The sequence below is a fragment of the Sulfurimonas sediminis genome (genome assembly GCF_014905115.1).
Classification (GTDB): domain Bacteria; phylum Campylobacterota; class Campylobacteria; order Campylobacterales; family Sulfurimonadaceae; genus Sulfurimonas; species Sulfurimonas sediminis.
Genome location: NZ_CP041235.1, coordinates 1,502,236 through 1,521,954, shown reverse-complemented (window position 1 = coordinate 1,521,954; position 19,719 = coordinate 1,502,236). Strand labels below are relative to the sequence as shown.

The window sequence follows — 19,719 nt, the reverse complement described above, 5'->3', positions numbered from 1 at the left end:
AAGAGTAAATGCAGTACTTTGTGAAGTACACTTTACCCTTTGGAATCAAATAAAATTCCGCTGACCTCTTGCATTTTTGGAAGAAAATCATGTGCCTGTTCTGCAGGAAATCTTCGAATAATGGTATTTGTTTTTGTATCTATCGCTGCTACATAAAAGATGTCATTCTTGTCTACTCCAAATTTTATACTTGTATTGAGTGGAGATAATGCATTATTGAGCTCCTCTACCAGATTTTCAACATCTTTTTGAGAATCTGTCTTTTTTGTACTATCAGTTGCGTCATTTTGCATCTCTTTGACAACATCAGCCTGTTTTGTTCTTGTCTGTGCTGTCTGCTGTACCTGCTGTGTCTGATTTTGTGATCTTCCCTGTATTTCTGCCGAACCTACCTGTGACTGTTGCTGTCTTGCAACATTTGCAATGCCATCCATGACATACTCCTCTTATAAAGTATAATTGTTAATGACAAAATCGACTAATAGTTTAATTACTTTAGAAAATATTTGAATTTTTTTTGTTTATCCTAAAAAATTTATGATAATCTTGCATTTATGAAAGAATATATAAAATTACTCAAAGAAGAGAAAGTATTAAGACAGCTTTCGACAATTCAGCTGATTTCTTATTTTGGGGCCTGGTTTTCCAATGTTGCTATTTATACTCTGCTTATTGAGTTACATGTATCCGCCTCTGTTGTCGGTTTTGTAGCAATGCTGAACTTTTTTGCCGGTGTTTTACAGGCTCCGTATTCGGGTCCTGTTATAGACAGGATGAATCCCAAGAAACTAATGCTGCTGCTTATAACAGTGGAAATAGTCGCTACTGTTTCTTTGATATTTGTGACAGAGGTTTCGGACTTGTTGCTTTTGTATGTACTGATATTTTTTAAAATGGCAGCAGCTTCATTCTATTTTACGACAGAGATGTCACTTTTGCCAAAAATCCTGCATGGGAGCAAATTGCAGCGTGCTAATGAACTGCACTCTATTATCTGGTCGTTTTCATATACACTGGGAATGGCAGTAAGCGGTTTTGTTGTCTATTGGTTTGGTATAAAAACGGCCTTTTTGCTTGACGGATTGATGTTTTTTATAGCTTTTTGGCTGCTCTTTTATACAGAAATTAAAATAGAAATACTGAAAATTGAAGAAAATATTTTTAGAATGATGCAGGAGACTTTTGTTTATCTCAAAAGAACACCAAAAGCTCTTCATCTGATGATTATCCACTCTTTTGTCGGACTGACAGCATTTGATGCTTTGGTGGCCTTGATGGTCGATGAGTATTATGCCTCTTTTATCGCGGCTTCACTGGCTCTTGGACTACTGCACTCGGCTCGTGCCGTAGGTCTTGTCATCGGTCCGGTATATATTGGAAAATGGATTAACAACACAAGGCTTGTTTATGTATTTATAGCCCAGGGAACAGCTGTCTGGATATGGGCTTTTTTGATGCATAATTTTTATCTTTCTTTGGCAGCGAGCGTGCTTGTCGGTTTTTTTACAACGACTTTATGGTCTTACAGTTATACGCTTTTGCAAAAAAATATAGAAAAAAAATACTATGGACGGATTGTTGCCTATAATGACATGCTGTTTTTGTCTTCGGCAGCTTTTACTTCGTATATGATTGGCTTTTTGGCAGCACATTCATTTTCTTTAGAGGCAATTACGGCTATAATTGGCAGCGGTTTTTTTGTTGGCGCTATTTACTATAAATATGTACTTAAAAGTCAAAAAATAAAAGAGATTTCATTATGAGTTTTGCAATACTTGGCGGCTTATTGTTAAACATTGGTGCGTATCTTACCTATAAAGGAAAGATTTATCAGGCAGTGATTGTCTATCTTTTTGCCGATATCTGCTGGATAATAATGGCAGTGCAAAAAGAGGATGTGATTGGTGCAGGTTTTATTGTAACAGGCACGATATTCGGATTTTTGGCATATTTGAAAATGAAAAACGGTGAAATGGAAAAAAGTTTAGACAAGGGAGAAGAATGATTTACAAATCAAAAGAGGGTGAGATCAGTTTGGAGAATTTGACACGTCTGTATGGGGCAGTTGTCATTGATATGCAGAGTGAAATTGCCGAAATGAGTTTGGAATGGTTTGACTTATACGGTGATAAGGTAAAACTCATAAACTATGTGCTGGTATTTGATTATACACCGCCGGGAGAAAACCAAAGAGATAAAAAAGTTTTGGAGTTTGATACAAAAGAGGCACTGATAGAAACGATGCAAGAGGTAGCACAATTTTTTCAAAAATAATTTCACCGGATACTAAAAAAGTTCTCTCCCTTGCCTTTCCTGCAGCGCTCAAACACCTTGTAGATATTTTACAGGTGCTTATAGATATGCTGATGGTGGGAACCGTGAGTGTTGCGGCACTTGCAGCTGTCGGTATGAGTATGCAGTTTATGATGATAATCAATGTGTTGATGACGCTGTATGTCATAGGCGGCAATGCACTTATATCTCGATTTATTGGGCAGGGCAGAAAAAAAAGAGCCTCGGCACTTCTCTTTTCGCTTGTCATTCTTGCCGTAATTTTGGCTTTTTTTGTCACGATAGGGGGTTATTTCGGCAGCACGCATTTTTACAGCTGGATGGGGGCAACACCTGCCGTTGTAGAGCAGGGCAGTATCTACTTTAAAGTTTTATCACTCGGCATTGTCGTGATATTTTTGGACAACCTGCTTTATAATGCTCTGAGTGCCGCGGGAGATACAAAAAGTTCTTTGTATATCAAACTTTTTTCTGCTGCTTTGAATGCTTTTTTAAATTATGTATTGATATTTGGGCATTTTGGATTTGAAGCCAGGGGCATAGAAGGTGCGGCTATTGCGACAGTCATCTCTTATATATTTAATGTTGTTGCCTACTATATATTTATAAAAAAGATGAATTCGAGCCTGGATTTTATCCCGATTGTGCGAATCAAAGATGTCAAAAGAGTTCTAAAAGTCGGTTGGAGTGCGGCGCTTGACCGTGGTATATCGAGTATGAGTTTTTTGGTTTTTGTCTCCATCATCACTGCGTATGGAACGGCAGAACTTGCAGGTTATCAGGTAGGACTCCGGGTTGAGGGCATTGCCTTTATGCCCGGTTTTGGTTTTGCTATCGCCGCAATGGCACTGGTCGGGCAAAATATTGGTAAAAAAGATTTTGACAAAGCCTATAATATGGGGATAATTTCCGGACGGATTGCTTATGTATTTATGGGAAGTGTCGGGCTGATTATGATACTTTTTCCGGAGTTTCTTGTCAGTTTTTTTACAAAAGACGCTCTGACGATTGCAGTTGCTTCAAAGTATCTGATACTGGTAGGCTTGGCACAGATTCCGCTTGCAATTATGTTTGTTTATTCCGCAGCACTTCGAGGAGCCGGTGCCACAAAAACCACCCTCAAAGTCAATGTCTCTTCTTTATGGCTTTTTCGTGTGATTCCTTCCTATATAGCTTATCATATGGGCTATGGAGTTGTTGTGATTTTTGCTATTATGAATATAGAAACTTTGATAAAAGGCATCATATACCGGTACTTGTACTCTAAAAGAGAGTGGCTTTATACAAAAGTATAAATCTATTCAATACCATTGAGTTTAGCGACTTTTTCGGAACCGGTACTTCAGTGCCGGCTGTTGCAATAGTCTTGACACTCTTAACCCGGACTGAAGTCCGCGTTCCGAAAAAACTGCTTAACTTATTGGCAATATATTAGTTTTTATGGTTCCCAACAGTATTTGGGATTGTGTTTCCGCTGGCTTGCATGCTGAGTGCCTGAGGGTATTTATTGTAATGTGTGCGTACTGTTTTGGCGAGTTTTTCTTTTGTGAATGTGTCAATGACTCCCTTGTCGGCTATGGCATCTGCAATGTTTTGTACCAGTTTATCCTGGGGTTTTTGCATTTTGTTTTTCCAAGAGAGCAAGAGTGCTTTGTTTACATGTAAAGGGAGTGAGCCCATTATGCCGATGTCGTTTTGGTCGTGGATGAACAGTCCTGAAGTGGTGCCTCTGTCAAGTGTCAAGACCTGAAAAAGATAGAGAGTGTGGTAGTCAAGTTGCTGTTGGAGTGCCTCTTTTGAGATTTCTGTTCTTGTCTGCAGAGCATTTGTTGTGATGTTGATGTAGGTGTCTATAATGCCCTCTCCAAAGTTTTTTGCAAAATCGGCGTCGGCTTGTTTGTTGTCTGTTTTGTAGTTTTCAAGGTAAAAATGGGAGATGCCACGTGTGCGTTGCAGGGCGGGAATTGTAAAATATTTGTCTCCCTGTGCTCTTCCTGCTTCATAGTTTTCTCTCCCAAGCTTTTTAAGAGCACTGTCAAACATTTTTTTATCTTCTTCATTGGCAATTGCAGGATTCAAATCAGCCATAATTCGCCAATACGAGGGTGCATTACGCAACTCTGTCAGACTGATGTGAATATGCACAGAGGGAACATGCGGATTATTTGGGTGAATGATGGTTGAAATGGCTGTGGCACTTTTGAGATTTTTTTCTGGCATGTCATCATAATGTACTTGGGACACATTAACGCTTGCGGTATTGAAAAGCTTTTTGTCCTGTGCTTCAAATCTGTTTCCGCCCCCGTGTATGCCTTCATCTCTGAGCCAAGTCACTTCTTTGAACTTTTTACCGGCTCCAAAGTTTTGTGAAAGGGTATCAAGTTTGTCAACAAATCTTTTTTGCAAAGCAGTGACGAGTGTGTATGCTTCTTGTGCTTCTTTTGAGTCTGCTAAAATTAGTGTCATATTTATTATCCATAATTTTTTCCTAATTTTAGCAGGTTAAGACTAAATAAAAGTCTATAGAGTAAAATATTTATCTTCTTCCTCCGCCTTTTCCGCGAGAACCCTGGTACATATTTCCAGAACCTGAACCGCTTCCTTGATTTTGTGAACCATTTTTATATTGGTACTTGTTTTGTTTTTTTTCTCCTGTCCCTGAGGCTGTGTATTGTTGAGTTCTCTCTTGCATTTGTTGCATTTGTGCCTCATGTTGGGCAAAACTTTCATCTGCATAACTTACGCCTGCTAATAATAATGCTATGACAAGTATCTTTTTCATCTTACGCTCCTTATGTTTTATAGAATTGAGTATATCACCATAATGTTAGTGGATTGTTAGCAGTTAGATGTTTTTTTATCAAGTTTCAGATAAAATTACAGTATGAAAAAAGACGAGTATAAACAGGCAGTAGAAAAATTAAATTTGTGGGCATATCATTATTATGTTTTGGATGATCCTATTATGACGGATGAAGTGTATGACAGGCTTTACAAGGAGGTCGAGGAATATGAAGCGGCACATCCTGAAGATGTTTTAAAAGATTCGCCTACGCAAAGGGTGGGGGATGTTGTAAGTGAGGGCTTTGTCAAAGCAAAACATCTCTCACGGATGTGGTCACTAGAAGACATTTTCAATGCCGAGGAGTTGAAAAAATGGCTGGAAAAAACCTACAGACTTGACAAAAATGTGACCTTTTACTGTGAGCCAAAGTATGACGGTGCTTCGCTGAATCTTATTTATGAAAACGGTGAGCTGCAAAAAGGCATCACTCGAGGGGATGGAACAGTTGGGGAGTTGATTACGCAAAATGTCAAAACAATTCGTACGATTCCTTTGAGTATTGAGCATAAAGAGCTTATAGAAATCCGTGGTGAAGTGGTGATTTTTAAAGATGAATTTGACAAAATCAACAAAGAACGCCTTAAAAAAGGAGAACCGCCTTTTGCAAATCCGCGAAATGCCGCAGCAGGGAGTCTTCGTCAGCTTGATCCGAGTATTACCGCAAAAAGAAATCTTGTCTTCTTACCTTACGGTGTCGGTGTCAACAGTTTAGCGCATAAACTTTTGAGTGACAAAATGTCCTATATCTACAAACTCGGTTTTCGTGAGCCACCGCTTCGTGCCGTTACCAAGGGTTATGATGAGATAGAAGCGATGTATGAGCGTATGAAAGAGGAGCGTGAGAGTTACCCTATGATGCTTGACGGTATGGTTGTAAAGGTAAACGAGATAGCAGCGCAGATAGATATGGGCTATACGGTAAAAGTACCGCGCTGGGCAGTGGCATACAAGTTTCCGGCAGTTGAAAAAATAACACGCGTTAAAGATATTATTTTGCAAGTAGGCAGAACGGGTGTAGTGACTCCTGTTGCGGTAGTAGAACCAACCGAGATAGAAGGTGCCGTAGTTGAGCGTGCGACACTGCATAATTTTGATGAGATAGAGCGTATGGATATCCGCATAGGCGACAAGGTGATTATTTTGCGAAGTGGGGATGTTATTCCTAAAATCGTAAAAGTTTTGACACAGGAACGTGACGGAAGTGAAAAAAAAGTTGAACGTCCGACACACTGTCCTGTTTGTGGAAGTGAACTCCTACAAGAAGATGTGCTGATAAAGTGCCAGAATCTTACATGTGAAGCACGAGTTGTCAACTCCATTATCTATTTTGCATCAAAACAATGCTTAAATATTGACGGTCTGGGTAATAAAATAGTCGAGCAGCTTTTTAATGCCGGGCTTGTCAGAAGTGTGCTTGATCTGTTTGACTTGAGTATGGAAAAACTCTTACAGCTTGAAGGTTTCAAAGAGAAAAAAGCGAAAAACCTGCTTAGTGCCATAGAGAGTGCAAAAGGGTGTGAACTTTGGCGTTTTATCAATGCTCTCGGGATTGAGCACATCGGAGAGGTTGCCTCAAAAATGATAGCCGAAGCCTTTGGGCTGGAGTATTTACATGTAACGCAGGAACAGCTTGTAGGCATTGATGGTATAGGCGAAGAGATGGCGCAGAGCTATTTGGAGTTTATGCGGGTCAATGAAGAGACGGTTGTCAAACTTCAAGAGATTTTACAACCTGTACCGCCGAAGAAAAGAGCAGAAGCACAGGAAAATCCCTTTAAGGGTAAAACAGTTGTTCTGACAGGAACGATGAGCGAACCGCGACCGCTTATAAAAGAGAGGCTTGAAGCACTGGGTGCAAAAGTGAGTGGCAGTGTGAGCAAGAAAACAGATTATCTTATTTATGGCGAAGATGCCGGCAGCAAGTATGACAAGGCACTCAGTTTGGGTGTTAAAACACTTAAGGAAGAAGAGATGAAAGAGATGCTGGCGTGAGACTGGATAACTACCTTGTAAAAAACAGCCTGAGTGAAAGCCGTAACAAAGCACAGGCTATGATAAAAAACGGACTGGTGCTTGTAAACAGCAAAACTGTCAACAAGCCGGCTTTTGGCATAGAAGAAGATGACAGGGTGGAGGTAGTGCAGCATAAAATCTATGTTTCCCGTGCTGCTTTGAAGCTTGCGTATTTTTTGGATGAAACGGGTTTACATGTAAAGAATAAAACAGCCTTGGACATAGGTTCGTCTACGGGCGGATTTACTCAGGTATTGCTAGAATGCGGCGTTAAAACGGTTAGTTGCGTCGATGTGGGACGAGACCAGTTACACGATTCTTTACGTAAAGATGCCCGTGTGAGTGTTTATGAGGGCTGTGATATTCGCCGATTTGAGGCGGACGAACCCTTTGAATTGATTGTCAGTGATGTTGCCTTCATCTCTTTACTTTATATTTTAAATGATGTTGACAGGCTCGCCTCGGGTGATATTATTTTGCTTTTTAAACCACAGTTTGAAGTAGGGCGAGAGGCAAAGCGTGACAAAAACGGCGTTGTACAGGATAAAAAAGCAATAGAGCGGGCCATGCAAAAGTTTGAAGATGCCTGCCGTTTGAAAAACTGGCAGTTGGTGAAAAAATCTCCCTCAAAACTTGCGGGAAAAGAGGGAAATTTAGAGTATTGTTATTACTTTAAAAAAGATAGATTATAATGCTAAAAGACAAGAAAAAAATGAAGGTGCAAGTATGAGAAAAAGCACATCAATTGCCATAGGCGGATTTGACGGAATGCACATCGGGCATCAGGCACTTTTTCGTGAGCTTGATGACAATGGAACCATTGTTGTTATAGAAACAGGGTATGCCAACCTGACACCTGACGGATTTAGACAACGTTATACGAAGCATCGTATTGTCTATCTAAAGCTTGGTGATATACGGCATTTGGACGGAGCGGGCTTTATTGCCTTCTTAGAAAAAAAGTTTCCAAAATTAAAAAAAATAGTTGTGGGATATGATTTTCATTTTGGCAAAGACAGAAAATATTCCTATGAAGATTTAAAACAATTATTTAAAGGAGATGTAGTCGTGGTAGAAGAGGTCAAACACAATAACGACTCGGTACATTCACATAAAATAAGGGCAAAACTTCAAATAGGCGACATAAAAGGTGCCAATGATTTTCTCGGACATAATTATACGATTGTAGGTAAAAGAGTTGACGGGCAGGGTCTGGGCTCACGGGAACTTGTTCCGACAATCAACCTGAGCGTGAAGGACTTTTTGCTGCCAAAAGAGGGAGTGTATGCAACGCTTACTCGCATTGACGATGAAGAACATTTTCACCCTTCTGTGAGTTTTATAGGGCACCGTATAACAACAGACGGCAGTTTTGCAGTAGAGACACACATACTTGACGGTACGGTTACATGTAAAGAAAAAGCTGAAATAAGTTTTGTGGATTTTATACGAAACAATGAGAAGTTTGACTCTTTGGAGAACTTAAAAGAGGCAATTAAAAAAGATATAACGATTGCAAATCGGATGCTAAAAAGATTGGAATTGTAAGTATCGTTTTTTATTGTAACTTTTATAGTGCTACAGTATATGCGCCATGTATTTTCCCTTGTGCAGCTGGGCAATAACATTTTGCTTGATTTTTGTAGAAGAAGTCTGTGGATTATAACTGACTTGTACTATTTTTCTGTCTTTTGATTTGAGGTATTCTTCTACTGCGATATTATGCGGTTGATCGCCCCAGTCTTCTCCAATGACAAAAATATCCGCATTCACTTCTCTGCAGGCTGATACATATTCAAGTTCATGATAGGCTCTTACATCATCAACACATTTGAGTGCTTTGAGCATCTCCATACGTTGGGCTAAAGGAACAACAGGAACATTTGGTTTGTAAGAGTTTACAACCTGATCAGATGCAACACCGACTACAAGTGTATCTCCCAGTGTTTTACAGTATTCTAATAAGGCCAGATGCCCCACATGTAATAAATCAAAAGTTCCGACAGTATATATAATCATTATTTTGTTTCCTTTTGTAATAAAATTAAGATATTTAAGATATAATAGCATAAATATACTTAGTATTCAGTAAAAATTTGATAAGGATTCAATTTATGACCAAACAACCAACGATTCTCTCTTATGTGAGAGATATTCCAAACTTTTTATCGCTTTCAGGCCTAGCCTGTACACTATTAGCCATCTATTTCAGTATCACCGGTCTTTATTATGCGGCTATGATAGGTATGGTCTGGGCTGTTGCTTTTGACTGGGCGGATGGTTTGGTAGCCAGAAAGCTTAAAGGAAGAACGTCCACAGATGCGAAATTCGGAGGGCAGTTGGATGTTTTAATAGACATTGTAAGCTACGGTGTGACACCTGCTGTATTGCTTTTGAGTTATGGACATTTTGAACCTGTATACCTTATAGGTGCATTTATAATGGTCAGTGCCGCGGCTGTACGACTCAGTTATTTCAGTACATACGGACTTGCCGGAGGAACAAAATATACAGGACTCGCACTGGATAACAACAGTCTTATTTTGGTTTTTATCTTTTTGTTTGAAGGTTTTTTTAGTCATGAAGTTTTTTCTGCCGTTTTATATATAAGCGGCGTAACTCTTGCGATACTGAATGTATCAGAAATTAAAACACCAAAACTTTCAGGAAATCCGAGAAATGTCTATTTGCTTGCTCTGTATACGCTTACAATATCAGCTGTTTACGGATTTTTTCTGAGATAAGCAGCTACAGAATATCCAATGCAAAACTATAAAAACAAACAGGAAAATCAATGAAGATAACACCAAATGTAGTGGTGGAAAATGAAAATACCGCTTACAAAATTACTCTTAAAAATACGAGTAATATTGAATCTGTAGAAGTCCTCTCAAGAGGGGATTATTATCATAAAGACAAGATAGACTATACTGTACAAAACAATCATATTGTATTTACATACACCATGAACTATCTTGGAGAGTTTATTGTAAAAGTCAATTTTACCTATAAAGAGTCTAAGTCCGTTTGTCTTTACTGTGTTGACAAAGAGATGATAAAGTTAAGACCTTTCAAGGGTGATTTGCATATGCATTCTGTTTATTCCGATGGCAAAACAACACCTTTTGCAATGGCTTTGGCTTCTTTGCAGGCAGGGATGGATTTTGTGAGCATTACTGACCATGACAGTTATGAAGGCTCTCTTGAGGCGATAGAAAAAGTAAAACAGAACAATATAGATATTCTGGTACTGAGTGGTGAGGAAGTGAGTGTCGGTGGGAAAAAAGATATGTCAATTGCCCAGGGAAACGGTCATATACTCTCCATCAATGCAAACAGCTCCATAGAAGAGCAGAGAAAAAACACACAAAAGTATGAACAAGAGCTGCAGGAGATTGTAGAGGAACTGCAAAAAGAGGATATAGATAAAACTATTGACCCTTTTCATTATGCAAAAAATATCTGGGTTATCAAAAAAATCAAAGAAGCAAATGGTGCGTCTATACTGGCACATCCAAACTGGGTATACAGAGACGGAAAGTATCATCTTCATCAGGCTTTTTACAAAGAGATGCTTAAAAGTTCCTATCTTGACGGTGTTGAGGTTTTTGGAGAGGAAAAAATTAAAGAGTATAACAACATGACACACCTGACTGCGCTTCAAATAAGAAACAAACACAAGTATCTGGCACCGTTTGCCAATTCGGATGCGCATGACAGCGATCATGAAGTGGGAGAGCGTTTTAGCATTGTATTTGCAAAAGAAAGGTCTGCCGAAAACATTACCCATGCAATCAAAAAAGGGCTTACCTGTGCTGTTTATAAAAGAGAAAACAATGAGCATCAGTTTATAGGAAAAGATGAACTGGCACAGTATGTATATTTCTTAATCAAAGAGTATTATCCAAAGCATAACAGTTTAAAAAGCAGATTGGCGAAACTTTATATTGACCAATTAATCAACAGTGAGAGTTTTGAAAAGAGAATTAATGCAGTAAAGTTGAAGTTGAAAAATCATACAAATGCATTTTTTTTTAGATACAATTAGCATAAAAAAGAAGTAAACATTTGAACAGAGAATATTTAGAAAACAAAGAGACAATACATTTTAAATTTGAACAAAACAAAGAAGATTTTATAGTAGATGAAATTCCTTTATCGTTTAAAGGCAATGGTAATTTTGCTATATTACATGTAAAGAAAGTAGAACTTACAACTTGGGATATGATAGCAGCATTTGCTGAATTTCTCAACATACCTGCTGAAAAAATAGGCTATGGGGGACTTAAAGACAAACATGCAACAACGACACAGTATATTTCTGTCGAGGCGAAGTATGAAAAACAGCTCAAAAAGTTTAGACATCCTCAGATAAAAATACTCACTGTGACACGCCATACCCACTCCATACGGATGGGTGATCTGGCTGGAAACCGTTTTAGCATCAATCTTTTTGGTGTTACACAGATTGAAGCAGGACGCATTGAAAAGTTGGCTAGAAAAAGTGAAAAAAACGGCTTGCCCAACTATTTTGGGTACCAAAGATTTGGACGGGATGAAGATTCCATAGAACAGGCACGAGCGATGATAGCAGGAGACTTACATGTAAACGATGCAAAGCTGAAAAAGTTTCTTGTTTCTATCTATCAGAGTCTCTATTTCAATGACTGGTTGAAAGAGAGAGTTCTTTTGAGCAGAGAAAAAAACGGCGGAAAATTTATGCTTTTGGAGGGAGATGTCTATCTCTCAGATGAAGAGAAATTGTTTACACCAAAAAGTACTCCTCAAAAAGATTTTCAAGCAAAAAAAGTAGTGCCGACAGGACTTTTGCCAGGACGTAATGTGTACCGAGCCAGAGGCGAGGCAAGAGAAATAGAAGCAAAATACGATGATGAATTTTTATATGACAAAGGTCTGCGTCGGGCGGCTTTGGTCTATCCTCAAGATATTACATGTAAGTATAAAAATCATTTTGATATTTTAAACATTGCTTTTACTTTGCCAAAAGGTTCCTATGCCACAGTTTTTTTGGAAAATATAGCCAATAAAAATTTTAAAGCAAAAAGATTATAAGCCATCTACAAGAAGTTTTGTAGCAGTTTTGGCATCAACAGGTTTTGAATAGAAGTATCCTTGGATAGTATGAATACCAAGGTTGCTAAAGAAGTCAATTTGTTCTTTTGTTTCAACTCCTTCAACAACACATTTTAAGTTAAAGGTATCGGCAATTGATTTTATAATTCGAACAAGATCCTCATCCTTTTTATGTCCCGGAATTTTATCAACAAATGCTTTGTCGACTTTAATCTCATCAAGTGGCAATTTATGAATATATTGCAGTGATGAGTATCCAGTTCCAAAGTCATCTAGAGAGAGTTTAATGCTGAGATTTTTAAGTGCATCAATGGATTGCAGTTCTTGCATATTAAGACTCATTAATTCACTTTCTGTTACCTCAATTGTGAGGTATTGTAGTAGGTCACTGTTTTCTTCAAGAAGTTTAAAAACTCTCATACTGTTAAAATCTCCGGTAGTAAAATTTACAGATACTGAAACTTTTTTCCCCATATCGTGCCATTGTCTTAATTGATGCAGAGATTTTTTTAACATGATGTAGTCGATATCATTAATGATATTGTTTTTAGTTGCAATACCTAAAAACAAATTTGGAGGTATAACTTTAGAATTACTTTGCATTCTTACAAGTGCTTCAAAACTGAGTATGGCTTTTGTTCTTGAATCTACTTTTGCTTGATAGTATGGAATGAAGCTTTCATTTTTAACAGATTTTTCTAATTCTTCAAGAACAAAATGTTGTTGCGCTATATCGTCTCCCATATCAGAGTTATAAAATAAAGCAGTTCCATTTTTCATATTTTTTGCTATTTGTAAAGCAGTATTTGCATCTGTTATCATATTTTGAGTGCTATTTGCATCTTTGGGAAACTCTGAGATACCTATGGAAAAATTTATTTTCACCTGTATCCCAGAAACAGTAAATGGCTTCATAAATGTTAATTTTATACTTTGAAGTGCCTGAGTAATGTCATAAGAAGAGTCAAGCAATAAAACAAATTCATCTGCGCTGTAGCGATATAACAAATCTTCAGAGAATAACCTTTTTAAAATTTCTGAACTTTTTTGTAAAATTAAATCACCATGTATATGTCCATATGTATTATTAAACATTTTAAAATTGTCTATATCTAAAAAGAGAAGTGAAAATTTTTCTTTTTTTGCTATGAGCGCGTCTACATTTTCAAATAAAGATTTTTTATTGAGCAGGTTTGTGAGTTGATCGTGTGTTTCAAGATGTTTAGCGTATTTATTACTTAAATCAAGTTTTTCTTTGGCTAAAATTTTATCTGTTACATCATAAACGATACCAATCATTTTGATTGGTTTGTTATTTTTGTCTTTTACAAGAAAAGCTTTTTCATGTACCCATACGACTTTGCCATTTTTAAGTTTAATTTTGTGCTCGAGATTGTAGAAGTCTTTTTTTCCGCTTAAAACATCTTCAATCTCCTTAAAGACAATTTCTTTGGTTTCGTCATCAATTACATTTAGAAATTTTTCAAAGGAGGGTTTATAATTATCAGCATCTTCACCGTATATTTCGATTTTTTGTCGGCTCCACAGGACATCATTTGTTTTGATGTCCCATTCCCAGTATCCAACATGTGCGACATCCATCGCGATTTCAAAAAGTTTTTTAAATTCATTTTTATTTATATCTTGTATAGGCATGTGCAAATTATAACATATTTTTATTTATTACCACTCTTCCTCTTCTTCATTGATGTCTGAATCATCATACGGGTCCATGTGTGTTAAAATATGGACTTTTTTATCTGGAAAAAGTGCTTTTATCTTTGCTTCAATCCTGTCTGATATGAGATGGGCATCGTAGAGTGATATGCTCACATTAAAGACAAGATGGTAAGAGATAAAGATGTGTGAACCTGCTTCTCGTGTTTGCAGGTAATGGTAGGTTGTGATCTCTTTTTCATTTTTGAGAATTTCTTCTATTTTTTCAATATCTTCTTTTGGCAGGGCAACATCAAGAAGCATTAATACCCCTTCTTTTACTATAGGAATGGCAGAGTAAATCATATAAAATGCAATGGCAATACCTAAAATGGGATCTATAAGATACTCTCCTGTATATTGGATGGCTACAAGCGCAAAAAGAACAGCACCGTTTGAAAATATGTCTGTTTTGTAGTGCAGCGCATCGGCTTTTATAACCATGTTTCCTGTTTTTTTTGCCACATATGACAAAAAGAAGACTAAAAAACCTGTGATGACAAAAGATGCCACCATCACAGTGATACTCTCATTCATGTGCTGCATTGCTTTTGGGTGCACTATTTTAGAAATTGCTTCATACAGGATAAAAAGTGCCGAGAGCGAAATTATTGTTCCTTCTATGACAGCCGCAAGCGGTTCAAGTTTTGCCCGTCCAAAGTGAAATTTGTCATCCGGGTGTTTTTCTGCATTGTGAAGCGCAAAATAGTTAAAGAGTGAAACCGTTAAATCGAGCAGCGAATCGATGGCAGATGCCAAAACGGCGATAGACCCGCTTAATATTCCGACAGTGAGCTTGAGCAGTATCAATACAGTAGCCACACTGCTTGAAACAACAGTCGCTTTCTTTTCTAATCGCATAAAAATCCTTAATTATTATTTAGATATAATTGTACTTAAACTTAACTATAAAAAGCATAAAATGAACTTAGAAGAATTAAGACAAGAGAGACAAAAATGGATGCAGTGGAAAAACATAGCACCCATGAGAGAAGCGATTGAGAGCCTTGAGGCCGTTACATGTAATGTAACGCTTACAGATGTGGTAAAAATCAGCGGTGCCTGTGATGAAAAAAAAGTGTATGAAACGGCAAAAATGCTGATGCCCTGGCGCAAAGGACCCTTTCAAATCGGTGAAACATTTATAGACAGTGAGTGGAAAAGCAATATAAAATACAATCTGCTCAGACCCTATTTTGATTTAAAAAACAAAAGAGTTGCCGATATAGGCTGTAACAACGGGTACTATATGTTTCGGATGCAAGAAGACGAACCAAAACTTTTAGTCGGTTTTGATCCTTCACCACTCTATAAAACACAGTTCGATTTCATCAATCATTTTGTAAAAAGTGACATAGTGTATGAACTTCTTGGTGTTGAACATCTGCCGATATATGATGAAAAATTTGATATGATTTTTTGCTTGGGGGTTTTGTACCACAGAAGTGATCCTGTTGCCATGCTAAAATCACTTTATAAGGGATTGGACAAAAAAGGCGAAGTGATTTTAGATACATTTTATATAGATGGAAATGAGGAAATGGCACTCTGCCCTGAGTCTTCCTACTCTAAAATACCCAACATCTATTTTGTACCGACAATAAAAGCATTGAAAAATTGGTGTCTTCGTGCCGGATTTGATGAATTTGAAGTATTGCGTACTTCTGTTACAGATGCTGATGAACAGCGTAAAACAGAGTGGATAGAAGGACAGTCATTAGAAGACTTTCTTGATCCTGAAGACAATACAAAAACAGTTGAAGGCTATCCTGCGCCGCAAAGAGTCTATGTAAAACTGATAAAGGATAAAAAATAATGAAAAATGAACAGCTTGATGATGAATTGGAACTTGAAGAGTATAGAAATACAGAAAATGGAGTGATGATTCAAACACATGAAAAGGTCAACCAAAATCTTTGCGGTGAAGTGATAAAGATGGAAGAGGGATATGTGGAACTGAGTCTTGAAACTATTCCTGATATGCTTGCTGATGAGGTCGGATTGATTCATGGCGGTTTTATTTTTGGTGCTGCTGATTATGCGGCTATGCTCGCAGTCAATGAGCGAAATGTTGTTTTGGTGGCGAGTGACTGCCAGTTTCTCTCTCCTGTAAAACTGCATGATGTTGTTGATGTTGTTGCAAAAGTAAGACATAAAGAAGGGCGCAAAAGAAATGTACATGTACAGGCTTTTGTTCTGGATATAAAAGTTTTTGAAGGGGAATTTAAAACTGTTATAACCGACAAACATGTTTTAAAACTCAAACTGCTGGATGAGGAAGAGCAAAAGAGCGGGACACCAGAGTCCTGACTCTAGTGCTTTTTGGCGGTAAGTAAAAATATTCCAAAATCTTTATGGGGTTTTTTGATTGTATTTATGTTTTGTATTTTTACATCTGTAAAGCCGTGTTTTTGGACGATGTCGCGTAGTGTTTGTGCGTCAAACCCAAAATGGTGAACACCCGTATTGTCCGAGTGAAAACTACCGTCTTCACTTTCTAAATCGGCAACGGCAATAAAGCCGCCTTTTTTAATATTTTTGTATATTGTTGCAAAAAAAGCATCCAAATCTTCTACGTGGTGCAGTGTCATTGAGCTGATAAGTCCGTCAAACTGCTGTTTGAGCGGTTCTTTGACAATATCTTGATGATAGGTTTTATCTCTAGTTGCGGCGTGTTTTTTTCCTGGAGTTTTTCGAGCATTTTTGCCGAGGTATCCACACCGTAAACCTGTTTTACTTTGGGAGCAATGCTAAAACCAAGCAGTCCTGTTCCCACACCAAAGTCGAGTATCTCCATATCTTTATGCAGTGGTATCTCTTTTTCTATAGCATCGGCAATTGTTTTTGCGCCATTGACACGTATGTCACCGCTGTCCCAGTTTTGTGCTTTTTCTTTAAAATGATCTTGCATCTGTTTCCTTTAGAGTTGGTTGATCCAGTAGTCTGCGTACTGCTGTTCCTGTTTGATCGAAGTATTTTCCCCGTGCCCCGGATAGACAGTTTTGTCATAAGGAATCTGCTTGAATTTTTCTAAAGATTTTTTCATATCTTCAGGGCTGGAGTAAGGAAAATCCGTTCTGCCGATACTTCTTTGAAAAATAAAATCACCGCTGAACATTGCATGCTCGATTTCAATAGTGGAACACCCCGGACAGTGCCCCGGAAAATGGGTAAACTTTACCTTTGTACCGTCAAAATCAAGCTCTTCGTCACCTTCAATGGCTACATCAGGAGTAGATGGCGGCAGATCCGGCATCCATGTATTGTCTTGCAGCAGAGGAATATCACCTTTTGGTGTATAGAGTTTGACTCCTAGTTTCTCCTGAAGTTCTGAATTGCTCCATACATGGTCGAAATGTCCGTGTGTATTTAATATGGCTACAGGATTTGTGACATTGTTCAAAACCCACCCAGTGGCACCGACACCCGGGTCAATTATAAAATCTTTGCCATCAACTGTAGCAATATAACAATTTGTCTGATACGGTCCCATAGGCTGTTTTTTTATCTGCATTATAATCTCTTTTTTAGTGTTATTATAGCATTATTGCAGTATGAATTTTTATAAAGAATTAGAGTTAATTTTACAGACAAAATCACCCCAAAGAAAAAATCAGTAGATTTAATGATTTTTATGCGCATTACAAAGCAGGAAGAGTTGTTTTTGAAACAGATTACAGGGTAAAAGAGTTTATAGAACCCTCATACAGCCTTACATGTAAGATAGTACCGCCGCAGGATGTTCCAAAAAGAACAAACCTCACAACAAAAGAGGGGCAGGTAAATCTGCTGCATGCCATAGCACACATAGAGTATTCGGCTATAGATTTGGCACTTGACGGAGCATACAGATTTACAAATATGCCAAAACAATATTATGATGATTGGCTGGAAGTTGCAGATGATGAGATACGCCATTTTTTACTGCTTGAAAAACTGTTGCATGAACTTGGCAGTAAATATGGTGATGTGGAAGTACATAACGCTCTTTTTGAAGCAAGTCAGAGAACGCAGACTTTATTAGAGCGTATGGCAGTAGTTCCCCGTTATCTCGAGGCCAACGGCTTGGATGCCACACCTATGATACTGCAAAAAATCCAGAGAATGCCAAAAAATACCATGCTTGAAAAAATTACACACACTTTACATGTAATCCTTGATGAAGAGGTTTCACATGTAAAAAAGGGCGATGTCTGGTTTGCCTATGCCTGTGAAAAAGAGGGTGTAAACAAAGATGTCTATTTTGAAATTATAGACAAATATTACCCGCAAGGATTTTTACGTCCTAAAAACTTAAATCTAGAGGCAAGAAAAGCGGCAGGCTTTACATGTAATGAACTTAATATTATGGCAAAAAAAGAGGTGTGCTGATTTTTTGATATAAAAAATATGTTATAATTCAAAAATGATAATAAGAAAGATTCTCAGAAAATACTTTGCCGCTCTTTTTGTACTTGCGACACTTATGGCGGTTTTTCATCACCACAGTGACCTAGAAGTACATGAAGACTGTCAGATATGCAGTATCTCATCCAATATCTTTGATGGTGATATTCAAAGAGAACCGATCTATCTTCCTACACTTGAACAAACACTCTGTTTTGTGCCCATTTCTACTTTTTTTATATATATAAATGAAATTAAATTTACACTCCTCTCAATCCCAGAGCTCCCCCCAAGTTATTCTTAATTTTCATAAAACAACTATTTCAAAATTTTTAATTATTAATAAGGATACTTATGCAAAAAAAACTCTTCAAAAAACTACAGATACTATCGCTGGCAGCATCAGCTGCTATAACGCCTTTATGGGCATGCAACTCTTCGCATGTCTTGGGAATGGGTGGCTCGAGTGCCGCGTATACACTTTCTGCAAATACAATGCAAAAAGGAAACTACTACATTGGCATAAATGCTGAGCGTGTCCAAAACAACACACTCTCTGACCAAACTATAATAGCAGCGATGCAAAACGGTTCAAGTCATTTGCACAATATTGATGCAATAGATTCCTATTCGCTCTCACTCTCTTACGGGCTCACAGACAATTTGACACTCAGTATGCAACTTCCCTATGTTTCGCGTGTAAATATTCGCGCAGGTGAAGCAGATAATGGTTCGTATGCAGTACATCCGCATGGAAATGCTCAGGGTATAGGCGATATTTCTACAATTCTACAGTATAAAGTGTATGACAAAGCGCTGAAAGTTGCTCTTTTAGCCGGAATAAAAGCACCAACAGGCAAAACTGATATAGCAGATGCAGGAGAACTCCTCGAAGCAGATTTGCAGCCAGGAAGCGGCTCATGGGACTTTTTTGCGGGCGTTGCTCTGACAAAAGATTTTGACACTTTCTCTTTGCATGCAAACATTCTGTACAAAAAAAACACAAAAGGTGTCGATGAGAGTCAATTGGGGGATATTTTTACCTACAATGCAGCATTTTCATACAAACTTTTTGCGCACCAACATAATCAGAAGCTTTGCAGAGCAGATGAAAAAGAAGATTTTGACTACTCTGTATCGCTTTTTGCTGAACTCAACGGAGAAAAAGCGTATAAAGATGATTTTGGAGGGGAGACCGCTTACAACACAGGACATCATGTTGTTTTTGCAACAGTAGGCACACAGGTCGCCATGCACAGCGGTTACTCGTTTTTTATGACATTTTCAAAACCGATTTATCAGAATTTTAACGGAATACAGAATGATATAAACTACAAATCAAGTATAGGGTTTGGAAAAAGCTTTTAAAGCTT

The 19,719-nt window shown here is 37.8% G+C and carries 24 protein-coding genes; 15 read left to right on the top strand and 9 right to left on the bottom strand.

Annotated features, from left to right (window positions below):
- Window positions 1-32 precede the first annotated feature (32 nt).
- Window positions 33-434: a flagellar protein FlaG gene (locus tag FJR45_RS08180; protein WP_193150102.1), complete on the bottom strand. Its 402-nt coding sequence runs from the start codon at window positions 432-434 to the stop codon at window positions 33-35.
- 120 nt (window positions 435-554) lie between these two features.
- Here FJR45_RS08180 and FJR45_RS08175 point away from each other — a divergent pair, with 120 nt between their 5' ends.
- From FJR45_RS08175 to FJR45_RS08160, 4 genes are read left to right on the top strand one after another with little or no spacing between them, the layout of a single operon-like run.
- Window positions 555-1,763 (top strand): MFS transporter, encoded by a 1,209-nt coding sequence (locus FJR45_RS08175; RefSeq protein ID WP_193150101.1) that lies wholly within the window; start codon window positions 555-557, stop codon window positions 1,761-1,763.
- The gene (locus tag FJR45_RS08170) at window positions 1,760-2,005 is read left to right on the top strand and encodes a hypothetical protein (protein WP_193150100.1); all 246 of its coding nucleotides are present in this window, start codon (window positions 1,760-1,762) and stop codon (window positions 2,003-2,005) included. The genes FJR45_RS08175 and FJR45_RS08170 overlap by 4 nt, the downstream gene beginning before the upstream one ends.
- The gene (locus FJR45_RS08165; RefSeq protein ID WP_193150099.1) at window positions 2,002-2,274 is read left to right on the top strand and encodes a hypothetical protein; all 273 of its coding nucleotides are present in this window, start codon (window positions 2,002-2,004) and stop codon (window positions 2,272-2,274) included. The genes FJR45_RS08170 and FJR45_RS08165 overlap by 4 nt, the downstream gene beginning before the upstream one ends.
- Window positions 2,259-3,587, top strand: coding sequence for an MATE family efflux transporter (locus FJR45_RS08160; protein WP_226966521.1), 1,329 nt, complete (start codon window positions 2,259-2,261; stop codon window positions 3,585-3,587). The genes FJR45_RS08165 and FJR45_RS08160 overlap by 16 nt, the downstream gene beginning before the upstream one ends.
- Before the next feature lie 136 nt (window positions 3,588-3,723).
- Here FJR45_RS08160 and FJR45_RS08155 read toward each other — a convergent pair whose 3' ends face one another.
- Window positions 3,724-4,758, bottom strand: a complete 1,035-nt coding sequence (locus FJR45_RS08155) for a coproporphyrinogen III oxidase (protein WP_193150098.1) — start codon at window positions 4,756-4,758, stop codon at window positions 3,724-3,726.
- Window positions 4,759-4,828: 70 nt separating this feature from the next.
- Window positions 4,829-5,074 (bottom strand): hypothetical protein, encoded by a 246-nt coding sequence (locus FJR45_RS08150; protein ID WP_193150097.1) that lies wholly within the window; start codon window positions 5,072-5,074, stop codon window positions 4,829-4,831.
- A 102-nt stretch (window positions 5,075-5,176) separates the two neighbouring features.
- Between FJR45_RS08150 and ligA the strand changes: the two genes are divergently transcribed.
- From ligA to FJR45_RS08135, 3 genes are read left to right on the top strand one after another with little or no spacing between them, the layout of a single operon-like run.
- Window positions 5,177-7,129 carry an NAD-dependent DNA ligase LigA gene (ligA, locus tag FJR45_RS08145; protein WP_193150096.1) on the top strand — a complete coding sequence of 651 codons (1,953 nt, stop codon included), beginning with the start codon at window positions 5,177-5,179 and terminating at the stop codon, window positions 7,127-7,129.
- Window positions 7,126-7,842, top strand: a complete 717-nt coding sequence (gene tlyA, locus FJR45_RS08140; protein ID WP_193150095.1) for a 23S rRNA (cytidine-2'-O)-methyltransferase TlyA — start codon at window positions 7,126-7,128, stop codon at window positions 7,840-7,842. Before ligA ends, tlyA begins: the two co-directional genes overlap by 4 nt.
- Window positions 7,843-7,876: 34 nt before the next feature.
- Window positions 7,877-8,698, top strand: a complete 822-nt coding sequence (locus FJR45_RS08135) for a bifunctional riboflavin kinase/FAD synthetase (RefSeq protein ID WP_193150094.1) — start codon at window positions 7,877-7,879, stop codon at window positions 8,696-8,698.
- A 30-nt stretch (window positions 8,699-8,728) separates the two neighbouring features.
- Here FJR45_RS08135 and FJR45_RS08130 read toward each other — a convergent pair whose 3' ends face one another.
- Window positions 8,729-9,169 carry an FAD synthase family protein gene (locus FJR45_RS08130; RefSeq protein ID WP_193150093.1) on the bottom strand — a complete coding sequence of 147 codons (441 nt, stop codon included), beginning with the start codon at window positions 9,167-9,169 and terminating at the stop codon, window positions 8,729-8,731.
- A gap of 95 nt (window positions 9,170-9,264) precedes the next feature.
- On the opposite strand from FJR45_RS08130, the gene FJR45_RS08125 reads away from it, so the two are divergent.
- Genes FJR45_RS08125 through FJR45_RS08115 form a run of 3 tightly spaced genes read left to right on the top strand, consistent with a single transcriptional unit; the run spans window position 9,265 to window position 12,223 of the window.
- Window positions 9,265-9,894 carry a CDP-alcohol phosphatidyltransferase family protein gene (locus tag FJR45_RS08125; RefSeq protein ID WP_193150092.1) on the top strand — a complete coding sequence of 210 codons (630 nt, stop codon included), beginning with the start codon at window positions 9,265-9,267 and terminating at the stop codon, window positions 9,892-9,894.
- A gap of 50 nt (window positions 9,895-9,944) precedes the next feature.
- On the top strand, window positions 9,945-11,198 hold the full coding sequence (locus tag FJR45_RS08120) for a PHP domain-containing protein (protein ID WP_193150091.1): 1,254 nt from the start codon (window positions 9,945-9,947) through the stop codon (window positions 11,196-11,198).
- A gap of 20 nt (window positions 11,199-11,218) precedes the next feature.
- The gene (locus FJR45_RS08115) at window positions 11,219-12,223 is read left to right on the top strand and encodes a tRNA pseudouridine(13) synthase TruD (RefSeq protein WP_193150090.1); all 1,005 of its coding nucleotides are present in this window, start codon (window positions 11,219-11,221) and stop codon (window positions 12,221-12,223) included.
- On the opposite strand, the gene FJR45_RS08110 is transcribed toward FJR45_RS08115, so the two are convergent.
- A complete protein-coding gene (locus FJR45_RS08110; RefSeq protein WP_193150089.1) occupies window positions 12,218-13,900 on the bottom strand; it encodes a bifunctional diguanylate cyclase/phosphodiesterase in 1,683 nt (560 codons plus the stop codon). The two genes, FJR45_RS08115 and FJR45_RS08110, sit on opposite strands and share 6 nt — an antisense overlap.
- Window positions 13,901-13,927: 27 nt before the next feature.
- Entirely contained in the window at window positions 13,928-14,821 is an 894-nt protein-coding gene (locus FJR45_RS08105; RefSeq protein WP_193150088.1) for a cation diffusion facilitator family transporter, read from the bottom strand.
- A gap of 61 nt (window positions 14,822-14,882) precedes the next feature.
- Between FJR45_RS08105 and cmoB the strand changes: the two genes are divergently transcribed.
- Both cmoB and FJR45_RS08095 read left to right on the top strand, forming a co-directional pair.
- A complete protein-coding gene (cmoB, locus tag FJR45_RS08100) occupies window positions 14,883-15,776 on the top strand; it encodes a tRNA 5-methoxyuridine(34)/uridine 5-oxyacetic acid(34) synthase CmoB (protein ID WP_193150087.1) in 894 nt (297 codons plus the stop codon).
- Entirely contained in the window at window positions 15,776-16,270 is a 495-nt protein-coding gene (locus tag FJR45_RS08095) for a PaaI family thioesterase (protein WP_193150086.1), read from the top strand. Before cmoB ends, FJR45_RS08095 begins: the two co-directional genes overlap by 1 nt.
- Before the next feature lie 2 nt (window positions 16,271-16,272).
- Here the strand turns inward: FJR45_RS08095 and FJR45_RS12635 are convergent, their stop codons facing one another.
- From FJR45_RS12635 to FJR45_RS08085, 3 genes are read right to left on the bottom strand one after another with little or no spacing between them, the layout of a single operon-like run.
- Complete coding sequence (locus FJR45_RS12635) at window positions 16,273-16,599, bottom strand: methyltransferase domain-containing protein (RefSeq protein WP_430739311.1); 327 nt, start codon at window positions 16,597-16,599, stop codon at window positions 16,273-16,275.
- Complete coding sequence (locus tag FJR45_RS12630; protein ID WP_347402227.1) at window positions 16,548-16,871, bottom strand: methyltransferase domain-containing protein; 324 nt, start codon at window positions 16,869-16,871, stop codon at window positions 16,548-16,550. Before FJR45_RS12630 ends, FJR45_RS12635 begins: the two co-directional genes overlap by 52 nt.
- Before the next feature lie 9 nt (window positions 16,872-16,880).
- Entirely contained in the window at window positions 16,881-17,474 is a 594-nt protein-coding gene (locus FJR45_RS08085) for an MBL fold metallo-hydrolase (RefSeq protein ID WP_193150085.1), read from the bottom strand.
- 98 nt (window positions 17,475-17,572) lie between these two features.
- On the opposite strand from FJR45_RS08085, the gene FJR45_RS08080 reads away from it, so the two are divergent.
- The 3 genes from FJR45_RS08080 to FJR45_RS08070 are packed head-to-tail and all read left to right on the top strand — an operon-like array spanning window position 17,573 to window position 19,714.
- Window positions 17,573-18,331, top strand: coding sequence for a ferritin-like domain-containing protein (locus FJR45_RS08080; RefSeq protein ID WP_226966520.1), 759 nt, complete (start codon window positions 17,573-17,575; stop codon window positions 18,329-18,331).
- Between the two features lie 34 nt (window positions 18,332-18,365).
- Window positions 18,366-18,650, top strand: coding sequence for a hypothetical protein (locus FJR45_RS08075; RefSeq protein ID WP_193150084.1), 285 nt, complete (start codon window positions 18,366-18,368; stop codon window positions 18,648-18,650).
- 50 nt (window positions 18,651-18,700) lie between these two features.
- Window positions 18,701-19,714 (top strand): transporter, encoded by a 1,014-nt coding sequence (locus FJR45_RS08070; RefSeq protein ID WP_193150083.1) that lies wholly within the window; start codon window positions 18,701-18,703, stop codon window positions 19,712-19,714.
- Window positions 19,715-19,719: the final 5 nt, after the last annotated feature.

Excerpts from the sequence above, each read along its gene's own strand:
- FJR45_RS08180 (WP_193150102.1), bottom strand. The coding sequence starts at position 434 with ATGGATGGCATTGCAAATGTTGCAAGACAGCAACAGTCACAGGTAGGT.
- FJR45_RS08175 (WP_193150101.1), top strand. The coding sequence starts at position 555 with ATGAAAGAATATATAAAATTACTCAAAGAAGAGAAAGTATTAAGACAG.
- FJR45_RS08170 (WP_193150100.1), top strand. The coding sequence starts at position 1,760 with ATGAGTTTTGCAATACTTGGCGGCTTATTGTTAAACATTGGTGCGTAT.
- FJR45_RS08165 (WP_193150099.1), top strand. The coding sequence starts at position 2,002 with ATGATTTACAAATCAAAAGAGGGTGAGATCAGTTTGGAGAATTTGACA.
- FJR45_RS08155 (WP_193150098.1), bottom strand. The coding sequence starts at position 4,758 with ATGACACTAATTTTAGCAGACTCAAAAGAAGCACAAGAAGCATACACA.
- FJR45_RS08150 (WP_193150097.1), bottom strand. The coding sequence starts at position 5,074 with ATGAAAAAGATACTTGTCATAGCATTATTATTAGCAGGCGTAAGTTAT.
- ligA (WP_193150096.1), top strand. The coding sequence starts at position 5,177 with ATGAAAAAAGACGAGTATAAACAGGCAGTAGAAAAATTAAATTTGTGG.
- FJR45_RS08135 (WP_193150094.1), top strand. The coding sequence starts at position 7,877 with ATGAGAAAAAGCACATCAATTGCCATAGGCGGATTTGACGGAATGCAC.
- FJR45_RS08130 (WP_193150093.1), bottom strand. The coding sequence starts at position 9,169 with ATGATTATATATACTGTCGGAACTTTTGATTTATTACATGTGGGGCAT.
- FJR45_RS08125 (WP_193150092.1), top strand. The coding sequence starts at position 9,265 with ATGACCAAACAACCAACGATTCTCTCTTATGTGAGAGATATTCCAAAC.
- FJR45_RS08120 (WP_193150091.1), top strand. The coding sequence starts at position 9,945 with ATGAAGATAACACCAAATGTAGTGGTGGAAAATGAAAATACCGCTTAC.
- FJR45_RS08110 (WP_193150089.1), bottom strand. The coding sequence starts at position 13,900 with ATGCCTATACAAGATATAAATAAAAATGAATTTAAAAAACTTTTTGAA.
- FJR45_RS08105 (WP_193150088.1), bottom strand. The coding sequence starts at position 14,821 with ATGCGATTAGAAAAGAAAGCGACTGTTGTTTCAAGCAGTGTGGCTACT.
- cmoB (WP_193150087.1), top strand. The coding sequence starts at position 14,883 with ATGAACTTAGAAGAATTAAGACAAGAGAGACAAAAATGGATGCAGTGG.
- FJR45_RS08095 (WP_193150086.1), top strand. The coding sequence starts at position 15,776 with ATGAAAAATGAACAGCTTGATGATGAATTGGAACTTGAAGAGTATAGA.
- FJR45_RS12630 (WP_347402227.1), bottom strand. The coding sequence starts at position 16,871 with ATGCAAGATCATTTTAAAGAAAAAGCACAAAACTGGGACAGCGGTGAC.
- FJR45_RS08085 (WP_193150085.1), bottom strand. The coding sequence starts at position 17,474 with ATGCAGATAAAAAAACAGCCTATGGGACCGTATCAGACAAATTGTTAT.
- FJR45_RS08075 (WP_193150084.1), top strand. The coding sequence starts at position 18,366 with ATGATAATAAGAAAGATTCTCAGAAAATACTTTGCCGCTCTTTTTGTA.
- FJR45_RS08070 (WP_193150083.1), top strand. The coding sequence starts at position 18,701 with ATGCAAAAAAAACTCTTCAAAAAACTACAGATACTATCGCTGGCAGCA.